The sequence below is a fragment of the Thermosipho affectus genome, from assembly GCF_001990485.1.
GTDB lineage: Bacteria > Thermotogota > Thermotogae > Thermotogales > Fervidobacteriaceae > Thermosipho > Thermosipho affectus.
Genome location: NZ_LBFC01000003.1, coordinates 1 through 18,443 on the forward strand (window position 1 = coordinate 1; position 18,443 = coordinate 18,443).

Annotated in this window: 20 protein-coding genes; 4 read left to right on the forward strand and 16 right to left on the reverse strand. The window is 30.6% G+C overall.

The genetic code is table 11. The features are described 5' to 3' along the window. Positions 1–351: 351 nt before the first annotated feature. From XJ44_RS00630 to XJ44_RS00650, 5 genes are read right to left on the reverse strand one after another with little or no spacing between them, the layout of a single operon-like run. On the reverse strand, positions 352–1,140 hold the full coding sequence (locus XJ44_RS00630) for an MBL fold metallo-hydrolase (RefSeq protein ID WP_075665156.1): 789 nt from the start codon (positions 1,138–1,140) through the stop codon (positions 352–354). A gap of 47 nt (positions 1,141–1,187) precedes the next feature. After that, positions 1,188–2,591: an amidase family protein gene (locus XJ44_RS00635; RefSeq protein ID WP_233119489.1), complete on the reverse strand. Its 1,404-nt coding sequence runs from the start codon at positions 2,589–2,591 to the stop codon at positions 1,188–1,190. A 5-nt stretch (positions 2,592–2,596) separates the two neighbouring features. Beyond that, a complete protein-coding gene (locus XJ44_RS00640; protein WP_075665157.1) occupies positions 2,597–3,436 on the reverse strand; it encodes a carbohydrate ABC transporter permease in 840 nt (279 codons plus the stop codon). Between the two features lie 12 nt (positions 3,437–3,448). Beyond that, the gene (locus tag XJ44_RS00645) at positions 3,449–4,330 is read right to left on the reverse strand and encodes a carbohydrate ABC transporter permease (RefSeq protein ID WP_075665158.1); all 882 of its coding nucleotides are present in this window, start codon (positions 4,328–4,330) and stop codon (positions 3,449–3,451) included. Positions 4,331–4,380: 50 nt separating this feature from the next. After that, positions 4,381–5,619 carry an ABC transporter substrate-binding protein gene (locus XJ44_RS00650; protein WP_077197737.1) on the reverse strand — a complete coding sequence of 413 codons (1,239 nt, stop codon included), beginning with the start codon at positions 5,617–5,619 and terminating at the stop codon, positions 4,381–4,383. 332 nt (positions 5,620–5,951) lie between these two features. Between XJ44_RS00650 and XJ44_RS00655 the strand changes: the two genes are divergently transcribed. Both XJ44_RS00655 and XJ44_RS00660 read left to right on the forward strand, forming a co-directional pair. Beyond that, complete coding sequence (locus XJ44_RS00655; RefSeq protein WP_077197738.1) at positions 5,952–7,163, forward strand: glycosyltransferase; 1,212 nt, start codon at positions 5,952–5,954, stop codon at positions 7,161–7,163. Next, positions 7,163–8,278: an ROK family transcriptional regulator gene (locus XJ44_RS00660; RefSeq protein WP_075665161.1), complete on the forward strand. Its 1,116-nt coding sequence runs from the start codon at positions 7,163–7,165 to the stop codon at positions 8,276–8,278. Before XJ44_RS00655 ends, XJ44_RS00660 begins: the two co-directional genes overlap by 1 nt. On the opposite strand, the gene XJ44_RS00665 is transcribed toward XJ44_RS00660, so the two are convergent. The 8 genes from XJ44_RS00665 to XJ44_RS00700 all read right to left on the reverse strand — a co-directional run bounded on the left by XJ44_RS00665 (position 8,259) and on the right by XJ44_RS00700 (position 14,354). Next, positions 8,259–9,197: a sensor histidine kinase gene (locus XJ44_RS00665; protein WP_077197739.1), complete on the reverse strand. Its 939-nt coding sequence runs from the start codon at positions 9,195–9,197 to the stop codon at positions 8,259–8,261. The two genes, XJ44_RS00660 and XJ44_RS00665, sit on opposite strands and share 20 nt — an antisense overlap. After that, the gene (locus XJ44_RS00670; RefSeq protein ID WP_075665163.1) at positions 9,184–9,858 is read right to left on the reverse strand and encodes a response regulator transcription factor; all 675 of its coding nucleotides are present in this window, start codon (positions 9,856–9,858) and stop codon (positions 9,184–9,186) included. The genes XJ44_RS00665 and XJ44_RS00670 overlap by 14 nt, the downstream gene beginning before the upstream one ends. After that, positions 9,855–10,499 carry a phosphate signaling complex protein PhoU gene (gene phoU, locus XJ44_RS00675; protein WP_075665164.1) on the reverse strand — a complete coding sequence of 215 codons (645 nt, stop codon included), beginning with the start codon at positions 10,497–10,499 and terminating at the stop codon, positions 9,855–9,857. The genes XJ44_RS00670 and phoU overlap by 4 nt, the downstream gene beginning before the upstream one ends. Positions 10,500–10,510: 11 nt before the next feature. Then, the gene (gene pstB / locus XJ44_RS00680) at positions 10,511–11,257 is read right to left on the reverse strand and encodes a phosphate ABC transporter ATP-binding protein PstB (protein ID WP_077197740.1); all 747 of its coding nucleotides are present in this window, start codon (positions 11,255–11,257) and stop codon (positions 10,511–10,513) included. Continuing rightward, complete coding sequence (gene pstA / locus XJ44_RS00685) at positions 11,254–12,066, reverse strand: phosphate ABC transporter permease PstA (RefSeq protein ID WP_075665166.1); 813 nt, start codon at positions 12,064–12,066, stop codon at positions 11,254–11,256. Before pstA ends, pstB begins: the two co-directional genes overlap by 4 nt. After that, a complete protein-coding gene (locus XJ44_RS00690) occupies positions 12,059–12,916 on the reverse strand; it encodes a PstC family ABC transporter permease (protein WP_075665167.1) in 858 nt (285 codons plus the stop codon). Before XJ44_RS00690 ends, pstA begins: the two co-directional genes overlap by 8 nt. 10 nt (positions 12,917–12,926) lie before the next feature. Continuing rightward, positions 12,927–13,748: a phosphate ABC transporter substrate-binding protein PstS family protein gene (locus XJ44_RS00695; protein ID WP_075665168.1), complete on the reverse strand. Its 822-nt coding sequence runs from the start codon at positions 13,746–13,748 to the stop codon at positions 12,927–12,929. Between the two features lie 87 nt (positions 13,749–13,835). Continuing rightward, positions 13,836–14,354 carry a GNAT family N-acetyltransferase gene (locus XJ44_RS00700; RefSeq protein WP_077197741.1) on the reverse strand — a complete coding sequence of 173 codons (519 nt, stop codon included), beginning with the start codon at positions 14,352–14,354 and terminating at the stop codon, positions 13,836–13,838. Between the two features lie 51 nt (positions 14,355–14,405). On the opposite strand from XJ44_RS00700, the gene XJ44_RS00705 reads away from it, so the two are divergent. Both XJ44_RS00705 and XJ44_RS00710 read left to right on the forward strand, forming a co-directional pair. After that, positions 14,406–14,828, forward strand: a complete 423-nt coding sequence (locus XJ44_RS00705) for a MarR family winged helix-turn-helix transcriptional regulator (protein WP_077197742.1) — start codon at positions 14,406–14,408, stop codon at positions 14,826–14,828. Between the two features lie 149 nt (positions 14,829–14,977). Next, the gene (locus tag XJ44_RS00710; protein ID WP_077197743.1) at positions 14,978–15,985 is read left to right on the forward strand and encodes an NAD-dependent epimerase/dehydratase family protein; all 1,008 of its coding nucleotides are present in this window, start codon (positions 14,978–14,980) and stop codon (positions 15,983–15,985) included. Here XJ44_RS00710 and XJ44_RS00715 read toward each other — a convergent pair. From XJ44_RS00715 to XJ44_RS00725, 3 genes are read right to left on the reverse strand one after another with little or no spacing between them, the layout of a single operon-like run. Beyond that, positions 15,956–16,876, reverse strand: a complete 921-nt coding sequence (locus tag XJ44_RS00715) for a 1-phosphofructokinase family hexose kinase (RefSeq protein WP_075665172.1) — start codon at positions 16,874–16,876, stop codon at positions 15,956–15,958. The genes XJ44_RS00710 and XJ44_RS00715 overlap by 30 nt on opposite strands. A 39-nt stretch (positions 16,877–16,915) precedes the next feature. After that, entirely contained in the window at positions 16,916–17,650 is a 735-nt protein-coding gene (gene fabG, locus XJ44_RS00720) for a 3-oxoacyl-[acyl-carrier-protein] reductase (protein ID WP_075665173.1), read from the reverse strand. 50 nt (positions 17,651–17,700) lie between these two features. Then, entirely contained in the window at positions 17,701–18,438 is a 738-nt protein-coding gene (locus XJ44_RS00725; protein WP_077197744.1) for an energy-coupling factor transporter transmembrane component T family protein, read from the reverse strand. Positions 18,439–18,443 lie beyond the last annotated feature (5 nt).

The following is an 18,443-nucleotide window of genomic DNA, read 5'->3' on the forward strand; positions in this document are numbered from 1 at the left end:
TTAACTATAGAAAATTAAATTTAATATTATTAAAAACAACGAAAAATAATGCTTAAAAGATTTCATGAAATATTATTATTGGCAATGTAAAATAAAAGCTGTAAAAACAAAAAGTGACATGTGTTTTGGAATAAATAAGTGAAAAAACTTATTACAAATGAGGAGTATATGGCGTGGCACGGAAATCAAAAAAGAATAAGTCAAAATTGGCTACACAAAAATAAAACTTATTGGAATTAAAAAAACACAAATTATAGCTTCTTCATTTTTTTCAATTATATAAATTATCATTTTAAAGCTATAATTTGGTTTATATCCATTAACAAAATAATATTTTCAAGAATTCCACAACTAAAACTCAAATACACTTCCTGCAAGACATTCACAAATTTTTGTTTTTAGGTTCTTTTTAAAAATGTCAATTGCAATATCTCCCGTACAATGACAAGGATAAAGCACATCAATTTGAAAATCATTTAAAAGATTTGAAATTTGTAAAAGTTCCTCATTTGTCTTATTTAAAAGATGAAATCCTCCGATAACCGTCTTAATCTTACCTTTTTTTGATAAATGAAAAATTATATTTACTATTCCCCTGTGAGAACAACCTGTAAGTACAATAGCACCATCTGATGATTCAATAAAAAGATATAACTCATCATCAAACAAATCCTGTTCTTTTTTAGAACCAATTTTAAATTTTTTCTCTGAATATTTGGAAGTTTTCAAAGGTGCAGCTGTAATAATCTTAACACCTTTAAATATTTCCAAATCATTTTGAACAATCTCAAAATTTCCACCAATTCTCTCGTAGAAAATTCTATTATGTTTAATACCAGCATACTTTTCTCCACTATACCTAAGGTTAAAAAATCCATCTCCTACATAAATTTTTTTAGGCCCAATTTTTTTTAATAAAAATTCCAATCCATTTCCGTGATCATAATGTCCATGACTTATGACAACTGCATCTAAATCCAAAAGATTTAAATCCAATTTTTCTACATTTTTTAGAAAAAGATCGCTTTGTCCTGTATCAAAAAGAATTTTCTTCCCATTAACCTCAGTTAATACACTAAAACCATGTTCAGAATAAAACCCGCTTTTTGCTTTATCATTCATTAAAATCCAAATCTTCATATCCTCACCACCGATTAAATAGAGATTTGCTCTTAATTAAAAATAACTTATTTTTCAAGTGGTATTTTTCTTATTGGAAAATTTTTTTCAAATAAATATGCTAAAGAAAATAATTTTTCCTCTTCAAATTCTCTTGCAGAAAAAGTTAATCCAAAAGGTCCTGTATCGGTATACCCAGCAGGTACAGTTATTGAAGGATATTTTGCCTTTGCAGTTATGTGAGCACCATAATTTGCGGGAAATAAAAGTGCTGTTAAGTTATATTTTTCAAATAACCAATCTATTCCCCCTTTTGCATACTTTCTATCATTTAATAATGACTCTATATATTCTCTTTCATTAATATCTGTTGTATCTGATCTTAATAAAATACTTTGTCCATATGGAATTGCATCTTTATTTTTAAAATTAAAATTAATTACATCTGTTAGCGTTTTAACTTGCAAATCTTTATCCTTCAAATAATTATTTATTCCATGTTTAAATTCATAAAATAAAACATTTATATTATTTATCTTATCAAGATTTTCAAACTTTATTTCAACTACTTTTCCATTTAATTTTTCAACCTTCTTCAAACTATCTTTAAATAACAAAATCTGTTCATGTGTCAACCAATTAAAAAATTGTTTGCTATATCCAAAAATCATTCCAGAATAATCAGATATTTCTTTTATCTTTTCTGGAACTTTTTTATTTTTTACTATATAAGTTGCAGGATCATTTAAATCAAAACCATATATAATCCTAAATACTTCAAATGCATCTTCAACTGTTCGAGTTATAGGTCCAGCTGTATCCTGTGTATATGATATAGGAATAATTCCATTTCTACTAACTGTACCAACAGTTGGCTTTAATCCAACACATGAATTACTACTTGAAGGTGAAAGTATTGAACCTGATGTTTCAGTACCAATTGAAACAAGCGCAAAATCAGCTGCAACAGCCACTGCAGATCCCGAACTTGAACCACCAACATCAAAATTTCCATACGGGTTTTTCGTCTGTCCACCCAACCTACTATAACCATTAGGCATCTCATACGACACAAAATTTGCAAATTCAGTTAAATTTGACTTACCAATTATAACCGCTCCAGCTTCCCTTAATTTTTTTACTAAAAACGCATCATTATTCACATAATTTCCTAAAAGTGCCTTTGCACCTCCTGTTGTTTGCATTTTGTCTTTTGTATCAATATTTCCCTTGATTATTACCGGAACCCCATGCAAGTTACTCCGTTTTTTGTTATTTTTTCTTTCCTCATCCATTGCTCTTGCGATAAATAAGGCATCTGGATTAATTTCCAAAACAGCATTTAAAGAAATACTTGAAATACGTTCCAAATAAAATTCCACCAATTTTTCAGAAGTTATTTTACCTTCATCGTATAGTTTATTAAATCTCTTAATAGTTAAATCTCTCAAAATAATAGTTAAATTTCTCAAAAAAATCACCCCTTAACAGATCCAGCAGAAAGACCTGCAATAATCTTCTTTTGAAAAATCAACACAAGTGCTACCAATGGAGTAGTAACAATTACAGCAGCTGCCATAATCTGTCCCCACGGTATTTCATACTGTGAAGCACCTTTAAACAATGCAATTGCCACTGGAACCGTATATTTACTGGGCCTTTGCATAAACGTAAGTGCATATAAAAATTCATTCCAAGCTGATATAAAAGTTAAAAGTCCAGTAGCCACAAGCCCTGGAGCAGACATAGGTAAAACAATAGACCATAAAGTTCTAAATCTTGAACAACCATCAATGGCAGCTGATTCCTCAACTTCTTTAGGAAGTTCTCTAAAAAAATTCTGTAAAATCCAAGTAGTCAACGGAAGCGTCATAGAAACGTATGGAAAAATAAGTCCCGAATACGTATTTATCAACTTAAACTTTCTTAAAATTACAAACAAAGATCCCAAAATGGATACCTGTGGGAACATACTAACCGCCAAAATTAAAGACATAACAACTATTTTTCCCTTAAATTTAAGTCTTGCAATTGCGTATGCAGCAAGTGAACCAATCGCCAGTGAAAACAACGTAGTAATTCCTGAAACAACAATACTATTCCAAATATTTATATGAAAAGGCCTTTCAGAAAAGACTTTTATATAATTTTCAAATGTAATTTGCCTTGGAAAAAGTGAAGGATTTAATTCGAATAAATCCTTGTCAGGTTTTAAAGATGACACAATAGCCCAATAAAACGGAAAAACACACCATATAAAAATCAAAATAACTGCTAAGTACAAGAAAAATTTATAAATCACTCTTTTATATTTCACGATTCTCACTCCTTAGTCAATCTGCAATTTTAACGATTTAATATAAATTATCGCAAAAATGGAAATCAACAAAAAAATGACCACAGAAAGACTAGAACCGTATCCAAACCATCTTCCTGTAAAAGCCCTGTCCATCAAAAGAGACCTATTATACACAGATAATGTTTCGGTACCTACACTCCCACGCGTCATAACATATACAACATCAAAAACTCTCAACGCATCTAAAGTTCTGAATATTAAAGCAATCCCAATAGTTTGCATAATTTGAGGTAGGGTAATTTTAAAAAATCTCTGTACCATGTTAGCCCCATCAATTTTAGCAGCTTCGTATAATTGTTCTGGAATTAACTGTAACCCTGCTAAAATAAGTAGTGCCATAAACGGTGTAGTCTTCCATACATCCACTTGTATAATTGCCCATAAAGCAAGTCCCGGTCTTCCCAAAATTGGAGTCCCAGGTTTTATTATTCCTAGAGCCTCATACAACTTAGAAATAATACCAAATTGATCGTTAAACATCCATCTCCACATTTGAGAAGAAATTGCTGTGGGAATCGCCCATGGAATTAACATAGCAGCTCTTACTAATCCTCTAAATTTAAAATTTTGATGCACCACTAAAGCAATCAAAAGTCCCAAAACAGTTTCAAGCAACACAGAAACAACTGTAAAAATTATTGTTGTTTTAAATGCCGCCCAAAATCTACTATCATTAAATAGTTTAATATAATTTCCAAAACCAACAAACTCTCTTTTAAACATAGGATTCAATCCAAAGTCAAAAAAACTATCGTAAAATGTCTTGAACAACGGAAAAAACGCAATAACTGAGATCACAAAAATGGCAGGAAAGATCATCCAAAAGGCCACAATTGGTTCTTTTTTATTCATTCCTCTACCACCTCACATTAAAATCGGGGGGTATTCCCCCCCAGATTTTTTTATTTATTAAGAAGCATTTTTAATTCTTTTTCAAGATCCTTTATAGCTTGTTCTGGAGTTACCTGCCTTGTTAAAGCAGCATGTACATGCCTTTGTATTGCATCTGAAATTTCAGCGTAATTTACCGCCCTTGGTCTTGGCAAAGCGTTAATAAATACATCAAATAATTCGACCATAAATGGGTTTGCCTTTTTTAATTCTGGCACCTCATACACTTCCATCCTTGTTGGATTTTGTCCTGCATTTACCGCCTTATACAACTGTTCCTTTGAACTTGTTAAAAACTTTATTAATTTCTTAGCAGCTTCTTTTTCTTTCGGAGAAGAATTTGCATTTATTCCCAAATTCCAACCACCTAAAGTTGCAGCATGCTTTCCACCAGGACCTTTTGGCAATGGAGCAATACCAACTTTTCCATTAATTGGAGAATCATCTGAATTTGCAAGTGACCATGCATACGGCCAATTTCTCATAAAGACTGCATTACCACTCTGGAAAATCCTTCGTGCATCTTCCTCCATATACGTAGTAACACCTTCAGGTGAAATTCCATCTTTATAAATTAGATCTACCATAAATTGTAATGCTTCAATAGCTTTTGGATTGTTTACAATAATATTACCATTTTCATCAAGTACGTCTGTACCAAAGGACCACAAGTACTCCATAAAATCACAAACAAGTCCTTCATACCTTGCTCCTTGCCAAACAAAGCCTTCAATTCCCTCTGCTTTTGAGATCTTTTTAGCCATTTCTACAAGTTCGTCCCATGTTTCAGGTGGTTTTTTGTAACCATACTTCTCAAGCAAATCCTTTCTGTAGTACAAAAGACCCGCATCTGTAAACCAAGGCACTGCAACAATTCTTCCCATTACAGTAACAGACTTTACAGTTCCAGGTAAAAACTTGTTCAATTCAAAATAATCATAATCAGCTGTTAAATCTTCTAAAAATGGAGCAAATTCTGGTGGCCAAATAACATCTAGCATCAAAACATCTGGATCACTTTCTCCTGCAGCCAAATACGTAACGTATAAATCATGCCTTTCTGTTGACGAATCAGGCATTGGTATTACGGTTACAACAATATCTGGATTTTGCTTCATAAATTCTTTTAACTGAGCATAAAGTACCTCAAGTTCTTTTCCAACCCCACCCGATGTCATTGTTATGGTAGTAATAGCAAATGAAAAAGCAAACACAAATACCAACATACTCAAAACAAACAGTTTTTTCATATTAAAACACCTCCTTTTTTTGATGTTCAAAGTAATAGTAACATAATACAATGGAAAAATCTAAATTATATAAGATTCAGAATTTTATCAATAATAAAAAATATATTCTTATAATACCGGATAACTCAAAATATTTAATATTGGAAATGTTTCAAATAAAAAGATTTACACTTAGAAATTAATAGAAAAATAATATATTATTCTAAATTATTCTTAAATACATATTTTAAATTATGTATTACTTCAAATTGCTTAAATTTGCTCTATTTTTCAAATACAATTAATGTGTTAGAATTATTTCGATAATCGAAAAAAGTCGGGGGTGCTTATATATGAAAGTACAACTTCCTCAAAAAAGTATAAAAGATTACTTAAAAATTGCCAAAGAAGATGTAGAAGAGTTATTTGAAATGGCAAAGGACTTAAAAGATCTAAAAATAGTACACGTAAATGCAACATCATACGGTGGTGGAGTTGCTGAGCTTTTATACACCTTAATTCCCTTAATGAACAACTTAGGTATAAATACCCAATGGGAAATACTTGAAGCACCTATGGAGTTTTTCAACGTAACAAAGAAACTACACAATGCATTTCAAGGTGCCAAAGTTGATTTAATTGATGAAGAACTTGATCTTTATGTTAAAATAAATAAAGAAAATGCAAAGAATTTAGATTTAGATGCAGATGTTATAATTATACATGATCCACAACCTTACTTAATTCCAATATTTAAAGAGGGTAAATACATATGGAGATGTCATATAGACACTTCTACGCCAAATAAAAAGATATGGAATAAAATAATACCCATGGCATGTGATAAATATTCAAAGGCATTATTTCATCTTGAAGAATACATACAAAAGCCTTTTGAACAAATTGCCATAGAATTTCCGCCAAGCATAGATCCACTAAGTGATAAAAACAAAAAGCTCTCGAAAGACCAAATACAAAAAATAGCAAAAAGGTACAACATAGATCTTGAAAGACCGATAATCACCGTTGTAGCAAGATTTGATCCCTGGAAAGATTTAAAAAGTGCTATTGATGTTTATAGAATTTTAAAAGAAAAATCTGACATTCAACTTTTAATAGTTTCTGCAATGGCAAAAGATGACCCAGAAGGTTGGATTTTATTTGAAGATATTTTAAGATATGCAGGAACAGATCCTGATATACACTTTTTAACTGATTTAAAAGGTGTAGGACATTTAGAAGTTAATGCATTTCAAACTATTTCTACTGCAGGACTCCACACAGCAACTAAAGAAGGATTTGGTCTTGTAATTGCAGAAATGTTATGGAAAGGAAATCCTATAGTTGCACGACCTGTTGGTGGTATAAAATTACAAGTAATTGATGGATACAATGGGTATTTAAACACAGAAGTTAATGAACTTTCAAACGCATTGTATAAAATAATTTCAGACAAAAGTTTAAAAGATGAACTGGGAAAAAATGCCATAAAGAGTGTAAAGGAAAAATTCTTGACAACTTCACATTTAAAAAGATATTTGAAAATCATAAAAGAGGTGATTTAATGGAACTTACTACAACAAAAAAAATACTTTTAGAATTACTTATTAAAAAAGAAACAAGTAGAAAAGAACTTGAAGACGCATTAAACATTACATCTTCCACCCTTTCATATACATTAAAAAAAATAAAAGACTACATTCTAATTTCCAATAAAAAAAGTATTGGTCTTGGAAGACCAACACAATATGTACTTTTAAATCCAAATTATTGGTATTCAGTCGGAATAAAAGTAGGAAGAGATTACATAAATGCCACAATATTTAACTCAAAATTTGAAATCTTAGAAAAAAATGCATTGAAGATCACAAAAGAATACATGGGAAATGAAAACATTTCCAAGCTACTAGATTCCGTACTCTCAAAGCTAAGTCTAAAAGACAAAATAAAATCCATTGGCATAGCATTTTCTGGTAATGTAATTGATAAAAAAGTTAATTCCTACATATTAAAACTTAAAGACTACTCACCAAAAGATATCATTAAAAAGCATTTTGGTAATATCCCATTTACAATTTTAAATGATGTTGAAGCAATAGCAACGGAAGAATTTGTAAATCACGCTGGAGAAAAAATACTTGTTTTAAACTATGGAACAGGTATTGGCGCTTGCTACCTAGAATCATTAGACTATTTCAATAAAAACTATAAAAAAATAATAGAACTGGGACACTTTTACGCAGGTGGCAATGAAAAATGTTATTGTGGTTCAACAGGTTGTCTTGAAACTCTTGCATCAGAATACGCTATACTAAAAAAATATAAATTTAGAGACTTAAAAATTACAGAATTTATAGAAAATGAGGAACAATACGAAATAGATTTGAAAGAAATAAGAAAATTATATAAAAATTTCAAAAAGAAAGCTGAAATAATTTATGAAGATGTATTTAAACATCTAACCGTGTCTATTATTAACACGTTTAAACTCTTATCACCCAAAAAAATAATTTTGACAGGTGAGGGAGTTACCCCTTGGTTTTCGCAAGTTCTACAAAAAAAAGTTCTATCTGTTAGTAAAGAACCTATACCAATTGTATATAGAGGAATTGAAAGCAACATAGAACTTGGTGCAGCAATAACCGCATTGCAATATTACATTATTCAAAGCAAATTATAACTTCCGTACCTATTAAATAATCGGAGTTTATCTTAAGCTCACAATTTAAAATCTTACAAATATGCTTTACAATTGATAATCCTAATCCAGAACCATATGCCATTTTAATGGCATCTTTGCTTCTATAAAATCTTTCTGTAACTTTTTCAACTTCCTCTTTTTTTATTCCAATTCCACGATCTTTAACACGTATTTTATCTTTTTCAACGGTAATATAAATTTTGGAATCTTCATAAGAATACTTTATAGAATTAGAAATAATATTTTTTAAAATTGTGTATAACATAAAACTATCGTTAAAAAATTCCTTTTGAAATACTGATATTTCAAAAGACAATCTTTTTTTGTTAATCCTTTCAGAAAATTCCTCTAAAATTTCTTTTAAGATTTTTTCCACATCAACGACATTTTTCTGTGGAGTATACATACCAAGTTCCAACATTGCGATAATTTTTAACTGCTTAATTATCCTTTCCATGCGTTTTATAGCATGTTCCATTTGTTCCAAAGGTTCTATATCTCCAAAAGTATCCCTTAATAGATACAAATTCCCCTTTATAACAGAAAGTGGTGTAAAAAGTTCATGTGAAACAGATGTTGTAAAATTTACTTTTGCCTCATTAATTCTCATTTCATCTGTTAAATCTTTAATATAAATAAAACCGTTAAAATACTTTAATCGAACATATCTTTCATCTGAAAGATAAAAGAAATAAAACTTATCTTCTATCATAAAATTTTCTTTTTTGATTATTTTCTCCACCACTACATCAACTTTCTCAAAAGTAAAAACCGACAGTATGTCATTTCCTTCAAAAAAACCAAGAGATCTCGCAACTTCGTTAGAATTTAAAATTTTCAAAAAATCGAGTTTTATTATCGCATCATCGAAATTTTCAAAAAAACTAAAGTCTTCCATTATATCCCCTCGCATTAAATTTATAACCTGCTCCTCTAACAGTAATTATCCATTCCTTCCCCAATTTGTTTCTTATATTACTTATATGTACATCCACCACTCTATCGGAAATGAACTCATCCTTCCACACTAAATCTAATATTCTATTTCTCGAAAAAACAACATTTTGATTTTTTGCAAGTAGACATAAAATCTCAAACTCCTTAGCCGTCAAATCCACTTCTTGACCTTCTTTTAATACCACATAATCATCACAGTATATTTCCAAATTACCAAAGCGCAGTACTTCTTTCTTCCCGGAAACCCTTCTAAAATAAGCCTTTATTCGTGCCACTACCTCTCTTGGATTAAAAGGTTTTGTAATATAATCATCAGCTCCTATTTCCAATCCAAATATTTTATCACTATCACTATCCTTTGCAGAAATTATAATAATTCCAACTTCGGGATACTCTACCTTAATTTCAGGTAGTTCATCTGTAGATAATCCATCTGGCAACATTATATCTAACAGTATTAAATCGTACTTTCCTTCCTCCAATTTTTTTCTCAAATCAAAAACACTTTCAACTTCATCAATTTCAAATCCTTCTAATACAATATATTTCTTTAATACATCTCTTATCAAAGGATCATCCTCAACTATTAATATTTTTTTCATATATCTAACTCCTTCAATTCTTTACCTGTTTCAATGTAAACAATTTCCTCACACAAATTATTTAAATGATCTCCAATCCTTTCAAGATCTCTTGCAATTAGTATGTTAGTAATCATTATATCTTTCTCTTCCAATTTCGATTTTTCTCTTATTTCAATCTCTATTCTATCTAATTCTTTATCGCGTTCCCATATCTTCTTTAAAAGTTTTACATCTTTTGTTGAAAACGCCAAAAATGTATCGTGAAGCATTTTCAATGCAACACCAAACATTTCCTTTATCTCTTTAATTATCCTGTATTTTATTCCTTTTTTTGTAACATCCAAAACCTTCTCAGCTATATTACAGGACAAATCGGCAATTCTTTCCAAATTATTCGAAAATTTTATCATCGTAATCACATATCTTAAATCTTTTGCTTTGGGGTTATATCTTGCTATAATCTCATAAATTTTCTCTTCAATTTCCCTATTTAAAAGATCTATTGCATCATCATCTTCTATAACTTTATTTGCAAGATTTACGTCTAAAAACTCTAACGAATCGATTGAACTTTCAAATGATTTTGAAACAAAAGATAACATCTTTGAAATATCTGCTTTCAAAAGTGCATATTCTCTTTCAAAATGTAATGTCTCCATCTTATCACTCCTTAACCTATTTTTCCATTCAAATACGCTTCTGTTAATTTCGATTTTGGCTTTTTCACCATAGAAGAAGTATCTGAAAACTCCACTAATTCTCCCTGGTACAGAAAAGCGATATAATCTGATATCCTTATTGCCTGTGCAAGGTTGTGAGTTACTATTACTATTGTATAACTTTCAGATAACTTTTCCAATAGAGATTCTATCTTTTGAGTAGCAATTGGATCCAAAGCAGAAGTTGGCTCATCTAAAAGCAATACCTCTGGTTCGATAGCTAGAGTTCTTGCAATACAAAGTCTTTGTTGTTGACCTCCAGATAGAGCATTTGCGCTTTTTTTCAATTCATGTTTTACCTCATCCCATAGAGCTGCTTGCTTCAGAGACTTCTCTACTATTTCGTCCAATTTATTCTTTCCTTTTATACCATGTATTTTCAATCCAAATGCAATGTTATCATATATACTCATAGGAAAAGGTACGGGTTTTTGAAATACCATTCCAATTTTCTTTCTCAAAATAGTAATATCGTCTATTTCTCTATAGATATCTTTTCCCTCAAATAATATTTGACCTTCAACTCTAAATCCAGGAATCGTATCATTTATTCTATTGATACTCCTCAAAAGTGTTGACTTACCACAACCAGATGGTCCAATAATAGCGGTAATTTTATTTTTTGCCACATTAAAACTTACATCTTTTACCACCTTTTTATCGCCATAGTATGCACTAAAATCCTTTATTTCAATCATCTCTTGATACCTCCAATTTTAAAAGCTAAAAAATATAAAATTAAAACAAAAATCAGGAGTAACGCCGCACTTGCGCTAGCCATCCAAATTGAACTCTTTCCATATGCAGCTATAAGATAGTAAATATGTGTGGGCAAAGTCATAACTGGAGAGAAGATGTTTTTTGGTAATGAAGTTGCGTAAAAAACAGCACCAGTAATTAAGATTGGAGCGGTTTCTCCTAAAGTTCTACCAAAACCTATCAAAGAAGCAGTAACTATACGTGTTCTTGCCGCAGGAATCAAAACTTTAAAAATCACCTCATTTTGCTTTGCACCTAGCGCATAAGCTGATTCTTTCAACTCATTTGGTAAACTTGATAAAGCCTCCTTAACCGAAGAAGAAATAACAGGCAACGTCATTAAAGAAAGAGTAAGTGAAGCAGAAAGAACACTTGTTCCAAATCCCAACGCAATGGAAAACATAGCATATCCAAAAAGTCCAAATACAATTGAAGGAAGTCCACTCAAAGAAGTTACAGCCCAATCAACTATCCTAGATAAAATACTATTTTTATATTCTTCTAAAAAAACGCCTGTAAAAATCCCAAGTGGTATTGAAAAAGCTGCACTCACAGTCACTATATAAAAACTTCCCAAGATCGCCGGAAAAATCCCTCCTTTTTTCATTCCATCTGAAGGATATTTAGTAAAAAAATCCAAAGAAAAATACCTTATACCATCGAATATTACAGACATAATAAGTGCTAATATCAAAAAAACCACAAAATAAGTTAATACCTTTAAAAAATAATTCATAAACCTATCCATCTATTCTACCCCTTTTCTTTGCATAATAAGTAAGTATTAAAGATATACACAAGAGTATTAAACCAGCAAGGAACAAAGCATGATAATGCATACTATTTACACCTGCTTCTCCAATTTCACTTGCAATTGCCGCAGTAAGAGGTTTTATTGGATCAAAAATTGAAGTGGGAATTATTGCCGCACCACCACCAACTAGTAACACAACCATTGTCTCACCAATAACCCTATTTATAGTTAATACCGCAGCATTAAGTATTCCATTTATAGAAGCCTTTGTTGTTATTTTTAGTGTTGTAATAAATTTACTTGCACCAAGTGCCAGTGAACTTTCTTCTAGCTCTCTAGGTACATCTTCTAACGAATCTGTCATTAATGATACTGAATAAGGCAACGAAAGGAAAGATAACCCTAATACAGCAAGAAAAAGATTTTCCGTTGACCAAATATCAAAATTAAGTAAAATAGGAGAAACAAATATTAAAATTGCTGCACCAATAATTACTGATGGAACACCAGATAAAACTGAAATAATGTATTTTATTATATGTTTTTCTCTATCACTTGCATATGTATGCAAATAAAAGGAAATAAAATAACCAAGTGGAATGGTAATCACAGAAGAAAGTACAGTAACAAGCAATGTATCCACTATAAGTGCAAGCATTCCAAACTCTGGTGGATCGTAAGTAGGATACCAATACAAACTTATAAAAGGTTTTATTTTTAAATGTATAATTGCAGGCAAGGATTCCTTTACTATGAAAAATATCAAAAAGATGAGCGCTGCAATGGAAAACAGCGCAAATGTAAATATTAAAGTCAACTGAAAATAATATTTTATATTTCTCATATAATTCCTCCTAAAATCCGTATGCTGCTACATATCCAGCTTTTTCAACTAATTCTTGTCCTTCTTTAGATAATCCAAATGTAATGTATTTTTTTATAGCTCCTGAATCTGGATATCCATTTGTTGCATCCAAAAACATATAAAGTGCTCTTGAGATTGGATAAACTCCATTTAAAATATTTTCTTTTGTCGGTAAAATACCTTCAACCTTTAACACTCTCACATCATCTGTAACATATCCAATACCAACGTATGCTATTGCATATGGATTCTTTTCAACTGTTTCCAATTCAAATCTTGTACTTTCAACCATACGTACCCACGGTGCCATCTTTTCTTTGTTTAAAACAATTTTTTCAAATGTTTCAAAAGTTCCAGATGCTGTGTTTCTTGAATATATCTGTATTTGTTTTTTAGGTAAATTTGGATCAACCTGATTCCAATATCTAATTTTTCCAGTATATATCTTCTTTAAAGTATTTAACGATATTTTTTCTAAGTTCAGATTTTTATTCACAATTATGGCAATACCATCATATCCTATAACAATAGGTATAAAATATCTTCCTTCTTTGTGCATCTTTGCAATTTCACTTTCCTTTAACCATCTACTTGCATTCGCTATATCCGCAGTTTTGTTAAATAAAGCTGCTATTCCCGTAGATGAACCTGCTCCTTCTAATGTTATTTCAAGATCAGGATAAATCGTTTTTAATTTCTCAATCCAAAGCTGTGCGATAGGAAATATGGTATTTGAACCCTTTATCACTAGAGTTTCCGAAAATAAAAACACAGTAAATACAAAAAGAATTAACACAAGAAACTTTCTCATAAAAAACACCTCCTGTTTTTAGTCTCCAGGAGGATTTTCTCAAAAATTTATTTAAAGTATTTTAAATTATATTAAGAAATGTTAAGATTACTTCCATTCTCTTCTTAAAAGTCCCATTACAATTACATCCCAATATTTTCCATCCCTAAATAACTCTTCCCTTAAAACTCCCTCTTTTTTAAAACCAAGTTTTTCATAACTCCTTATAGCCCTTTGATTAAAAGAATAGACATGTAACTTTATCTTATTAATATTCATTTCTTTAAACACAAAATCTACTAAAAGTTCCATTGCTTCTGTTCCATATCCTTTATTCCAGTAAGACATTCCAAGAAAAATACCAAGTTCACACACCGAATTCTTCCAATCTACCTTATTAACACCACATCCTCCTATATACTCATTGCTTTCTTTTAACTCAATTGCAAAAGAATAGTTATCAGAAAAAGCATTAAAACCCTCATACCATTTTATTTCATCTTCTACCCTTAGAGGATATGGAATACCGGGCATTGTGTATTTTAAAACATTGTTCACCATATTTCTTGCTTTTTCTAAATCCTCCCTTCTGTATTCCCTTAATCTAACCTTTTTACCATCTAACACAAATATTCCTCCTTTCTTACAAAATGTTATAATATACTTAGGGGGAAAATAATGGATACGAAAAAAATATTCGAATCAATTTTTAATTTAGTAGTCAACTTTACACAGTTTTTTCAACAAAATAGCACTTTTTCGAAGATGACAACAAATGAATTCTACTTATTCTTATTCGTCAATTTTAACTCACCTGTATCTATGAAATATTGCTCTGAAAAAATGGGACTTTCCAAAAGTACTATTACCGTACTTATTGACAAATTGGAAAATAAAAAATTGGTTAAACGAAACCGTTCAAGTGAAGATAGAAGGCTCATACTTATTTCCCCCACCAATAATGGTAAAAAGCTCTTTGAAAGTTTTTCAAAGGATTTTTACAAAATAATAGATTTTACTATTTCAAAGATCCCAGATAAAGAACTAGAAATTATAAATAAAGGATTTGAACTACTTCTTAGAAATATCTACAAAAAATAACTCTTCTTAATTTTACACCAAAAACAAAAAATTTTTTAAATAACTGTTCATAATCGGCTTTAATAACTTATCCAATAATTTTGTTTTATTTTATAAATAGTTTATAATATAAATAGTCTAAAATATAAACTATTTAAGAAGGTAAAAAAATGGTATTTATAACAGGTGGTTCTGGACATTTAGGGAATGTCTTAATAAGGAAATTAATATGTAATGGTGAAAAAGTTGTAACTCTTGTTCACCCAAGTGATAAATGCGAAAGTTTAATGGATTTAGATGTGAAAATTATAAAAGGTGATGTTAGAGATTATAATTTGGTAAAAAACATAGCAGAGGATGCCGATATAATAATACATCTTGCTGCAATTATTTCAATCCTTCCATGGAAAAAAAGACAAGTCTTTTCTGTTAATATAAATGGTACAAAAAACATATTAAATATTGGAAAAAGGCTTAACAAAAAAATAATTTACGTTAGTTCAGTACACGCTTTTATAGAACCTAAAAAAGGTACAACAATTGATGAAAGTATAGAAATAAATCCCAAAAAAACCGTTGGAATTTACGGAAAATCAAAAGCTTTTGCTGCACTTGAAGTCTTAAATGCAGCAAAATCTGGCCTTGATATCATAACAATATGCCCAACAGGTATTATTGGACCATATGATTTTAAACCATCTGAAATGGGAAAATTCTTTATACACTATTTACAGGGAAAATTAAAATACATAATAAATGGCAGCTTTGACTTTGTCGATGTAAGGGATGTCGCAAATGGAATTATAAAATTAATAACCCACGGAAAAAAATCGGAATTTTATATTTTAGGGAATGAGACTATTTCAATAAAAAGGATTGTAAAATTATTAAACAAAATTACAGGAGAAAAAAAATCCCCAAAAACAATTAACTCACGCTTTGCCTATTTTATATCATGGCTTGCCGCAACATATGGTTTTTTTACAAATACAAAACCTCTTTTTACACCTTACTCAATCCACACACTTACTAGAAATTACAAATTTTCACACAAAAAAGCAAAAAAAGAAATTAATTACACTCCTCGCCCAATTGAAGAGACACTCTTTGATACACTTGAATGGTTTAAAAATTATCTAAGAAATTCTTTAAATTTCACTTATTTCCACCATGTTTAACAAATCAATTACATCTTCTTTTTTACATAATTCTGTGCCAGGCGTCATAACAGCTGCAGTCCCAGCGGCATTTGCCCATCTAAAAGCTTCCTTTCTTCCTAGTTCTCTTTTTAACACATAAGCTGCCAAAAAGGAATCTCCTGCTCCCACAGCACTTTTCACTTCTACATCCAAAGGCTTTGCATAATAACATTCATCTTCTGAAACTAACATAGCACCCTTACCACCTAAGGTTAAAAGAATTTCCTTTAAATTAAACCTTTTCAAAATCTTCTTACCTTCTACTTTAAAATCTTCCAAACTCTTTAATTTTTTTCCGACAAGTCTCTGAAATTCATGTTCATTTGGTTTTATAACATCTGGATTTCCAAGAAGTCCCGCCTTAAGCTTCTCACCATCTGCATCAAAATATACATATACTCCCCATTGCTTTAACGCAAATATTATTCCAGTGTAAAAATCTGGTGAAACTCCTTTTGGAAGGCTTCCTGAAATTATGATTACATCACCTTCTCTAACAATTGCATTTAAAACTTCAAGAATCACTTGTAGTTTCTTTTTCGAAATCTTTTCACCTGGCATACTAAATCTATACTGTCCTTCTTTTGTCTCCATTATTATATTAGTCCTTGTTTCAACTTCTACCCTTATAGTACTATAAATAACCCCTTCTTTATCAAGCATTTCCTCAATTCTCCGCCCAGTTTCACCACCAAGTAATGAAATAGCAACAGATACCCCACCAAGTTCTTTAATTACTCTTGAAACATCTATACCCTTTCCCGCTGGATAGTCAACAACATTTTTTACGCGAATTGTATCATCCAAAACCAATTTATCAACGTATAAATACCTATCCAAACAAGGATTCATCGTAAGCGTAAAAATCAAAATTTCACCCCTTTCAAAAAGGCCAGATTAAATCTGGCCTTAAATTACTAATCCACCATCCACTCCTATTACTTGACCTGTAATGTATGAGGAATCATCAGACGCTAAAAATAGATAAACCTTTGCAACTTCTTCTGCTTCTCCCATTCTTTTTAAAGGTATTTTTTCATTTAAAGCTTGTATTATTCTATCAGGAACTTTTTCCGTCATTGGTGTTTTAATAAACCCGGGAGCTACTGCATTTACCCTAATTTGTGCACCTTTTCTTGCAAGTTCTTTTGCCCATGTCTTTGTCATACCAATTATACCTGATTTTGTTGCAGCGTAATTTGTTTGGCCTATATTTCCATATACCCCCACAACTGATGAGGTATTTATGATACTTCCTTTTCCATTCTTTAACATTATTGGTGCAACAGCCTGTGTCATGTTAAAAACACCCTTTAAATTGACATCTATTACTTTATCCCAATCTTCTTCTTTCATCTTTAACAATAAAGCATCTCTTGTAATTCCAGCATTATTTACTAAAACATCTATTTTACCGTATTTTTCGACTATTTCGTCCACCATTTTCTTAATTGCACTTCTATCACAAACATCTAATTTATAAGTATCAATACTTTCATTTTCCTCCTTTAATTTTTTTAAATTTTCCTCAACTACATCACAAGCTATCACTTTTGCCCCTTCTTTTGCAAATAACAAGGAGGCAACTTTCCCTATTCCACTACCTGCACCTGTAATTATACAAACTTTTCCTTCTAATTTCATATTCTAACCCCCTTAAGTTAGTCTTGTTTAACATTTTAATTATACAACCTCTATAACTTAAATACAAGAATAAAAATTAAAATAGAAATTGAAAAAATTAAAAATAAAGTATCCCGAATACTCCAACATAATTTATAATAGCTTTTTCTCTCAAATAACCCGTATTTTCTTGCTTGCAATGCAATTGAAATTTCTTCTGCCTTTCTTATTGATGAAACAAGAAGAGGGACGATTATTACAATTATCGCTTGAAGTTTATACTTTAGCCCTTTTTGGTCAAATTTTGCCCCTCTTGCAATTTGCGCTTTAATTATTCTATCAACCTCATCAAACAAAATAGGAATAAATCTAAAAGAAATGGTCATAATCATTCCAAAATCGTCTCTGTATCTTTTTTTTACACCAAAAAATTTTAAAAGATCAGATAACCCTCTTGAAATCAACAATGGTGAAGTAGTAAAAGTTAAAAAAGATGCAAAAAGTACAACAAATGCAAGTCTAAGTGCTATAAAAATGGACATTTCAAGTCCACTGACAAAATACTGCACTACTGAAGCAAATAATATTAAAAACCACATGTTTTTCACAGATCTCAAATACAAAGTAAATCTAATATTTGACAAAAATGATATAAGCAAAAACACAAAAAAGAATATCAAATACCCTGTTAAATTTTGTACAAATAAAACAGCTGACACTAAAACAAAAGAAGAAATAATTTTTGTTCTTGGATCTAACGCGTGTATTATGGAATTTCCTGGTACATATCTTCCAAAAGCAAATTTCATATTAC

What these genes read in the sequence shown, in the direction of transcription:
- XJ44_RS00660 (WP_075665161.1), top strand. Translation starts at nt 7,163, where the DNA reads ATGGAACTTACTACAACAAAAAAAATACTTTTAGAATTACTTATTAAA.
- XJ44_RS00645 (WP_075665158.1), bottom strand. Translation starts at nt 4,330, where the DNA reads ATGAATAAAAAAGAACCAATTGTGGCCTTTTGGATGATCTTTCCTGCC.
- XJ44_RS00710 (WP_077197743.1), top strand. Translation starts at nt 14,978, where the DNA reads ATGGTATTTATAACAGGTGGTTCTGGACATTTAGGGAATGTCTTAATA.
- XJ44_RS00655 (WP_077197738.1), top strand. Translation starts at nt 5,952, where the DNA reads ATGAAAGTACAACTTCCTCAAAAAAGTATAAAAGATTACTTAAAAATT.
- phoU (WP_075665164.1), bottom strand. Translation starts at nt 10,499, where the DNA reads ATGGAGACATTACATTTTGAAAGAGAATATGCACTTTTGAAAGCAGAT.
- pstB (WP_077197740.1), bottom strand. Translation starts at nt 11,257, where the DNA reads ATGATTGAAATAAAGGATTTTAGTGCATACTATGGCGATAAAAAGGTG.
- XJ44_RS00650 (WP_077197737.1), bottom strand. Translation starts at nt 5,619, where the DNA reads ATGAAAAAACTGTTTGTTTTGAGTATGTTGGTATTTGTGTTTGCTTTT.
- XJ44_RS00690 (WP_075665167.1), bottom strand. Translation starts at nt 12,916, where the DNA reads ATGAGAAATATAAAATATTATTTTCAGTTGACTTTAATATTTACATTT.
- XJ44_RS00665 (WP_077197739.1), bottom strand. Translation starts at nt 9,197, where the DNA reads ATGGAAGACTTTAGTTTTTTTGAAAATTTCGATGATGCGATAATAAAA.
- XJ44_RS00630 (WP_075665156.1), bottom strand. Translation starts at nt 1,140, where the DNA reads ATGAAGATTTGGATTTTAATGAATGATAAAGCAAAAAGCGGGTTTTAT.
- pstA (WP_075665166.1), bottom strand. Translation starts at nt 12,066, where the DNA reads ATGGATAGGTTTATGAATTATTTTTTAAAGGTATTAACTTATTTTGTG.
- XJ44_RS00705 (WP_077197742.1), top strand. Translation starts at nt 14,406, where the DNA reads ATGGATACGAAAAAAATATTCGAATCAATTTTTAATTTAGTAGTCAAC.
- XJ44_RS00725 (WP_077197744.1), bottom strand. Translation starts at nt 18,438, where the DNA reads ATGAAATTTGCTTTTGGAAGATATGTACCAGGAAATTCCATAATACAC.
- XJ44_RS00695 (WP_075665168.1), bottom strand. Translation starts at nt 13,748, where the DNA reads ATGAGAAAGTTTCTTGTGTTAATTCTTTTTGTATTTACTGTGTTTTTA.
- fabG (WP_075665173.1), bottom strand. Translation starts at nt 17,650, where the DNA reads ATGAAATTAGAAGGAAAAGTTTGTATAATTACAGGTGCAGGTAGTGGA.
- XJ44_RS00670 (WP_075665163.1), bottom strand. Translation starts at nt 9,858, where the DNA reads ATGAAAAAAATATTAATAGTTGAGGATGATCCTTTGATAAGAGATGTA.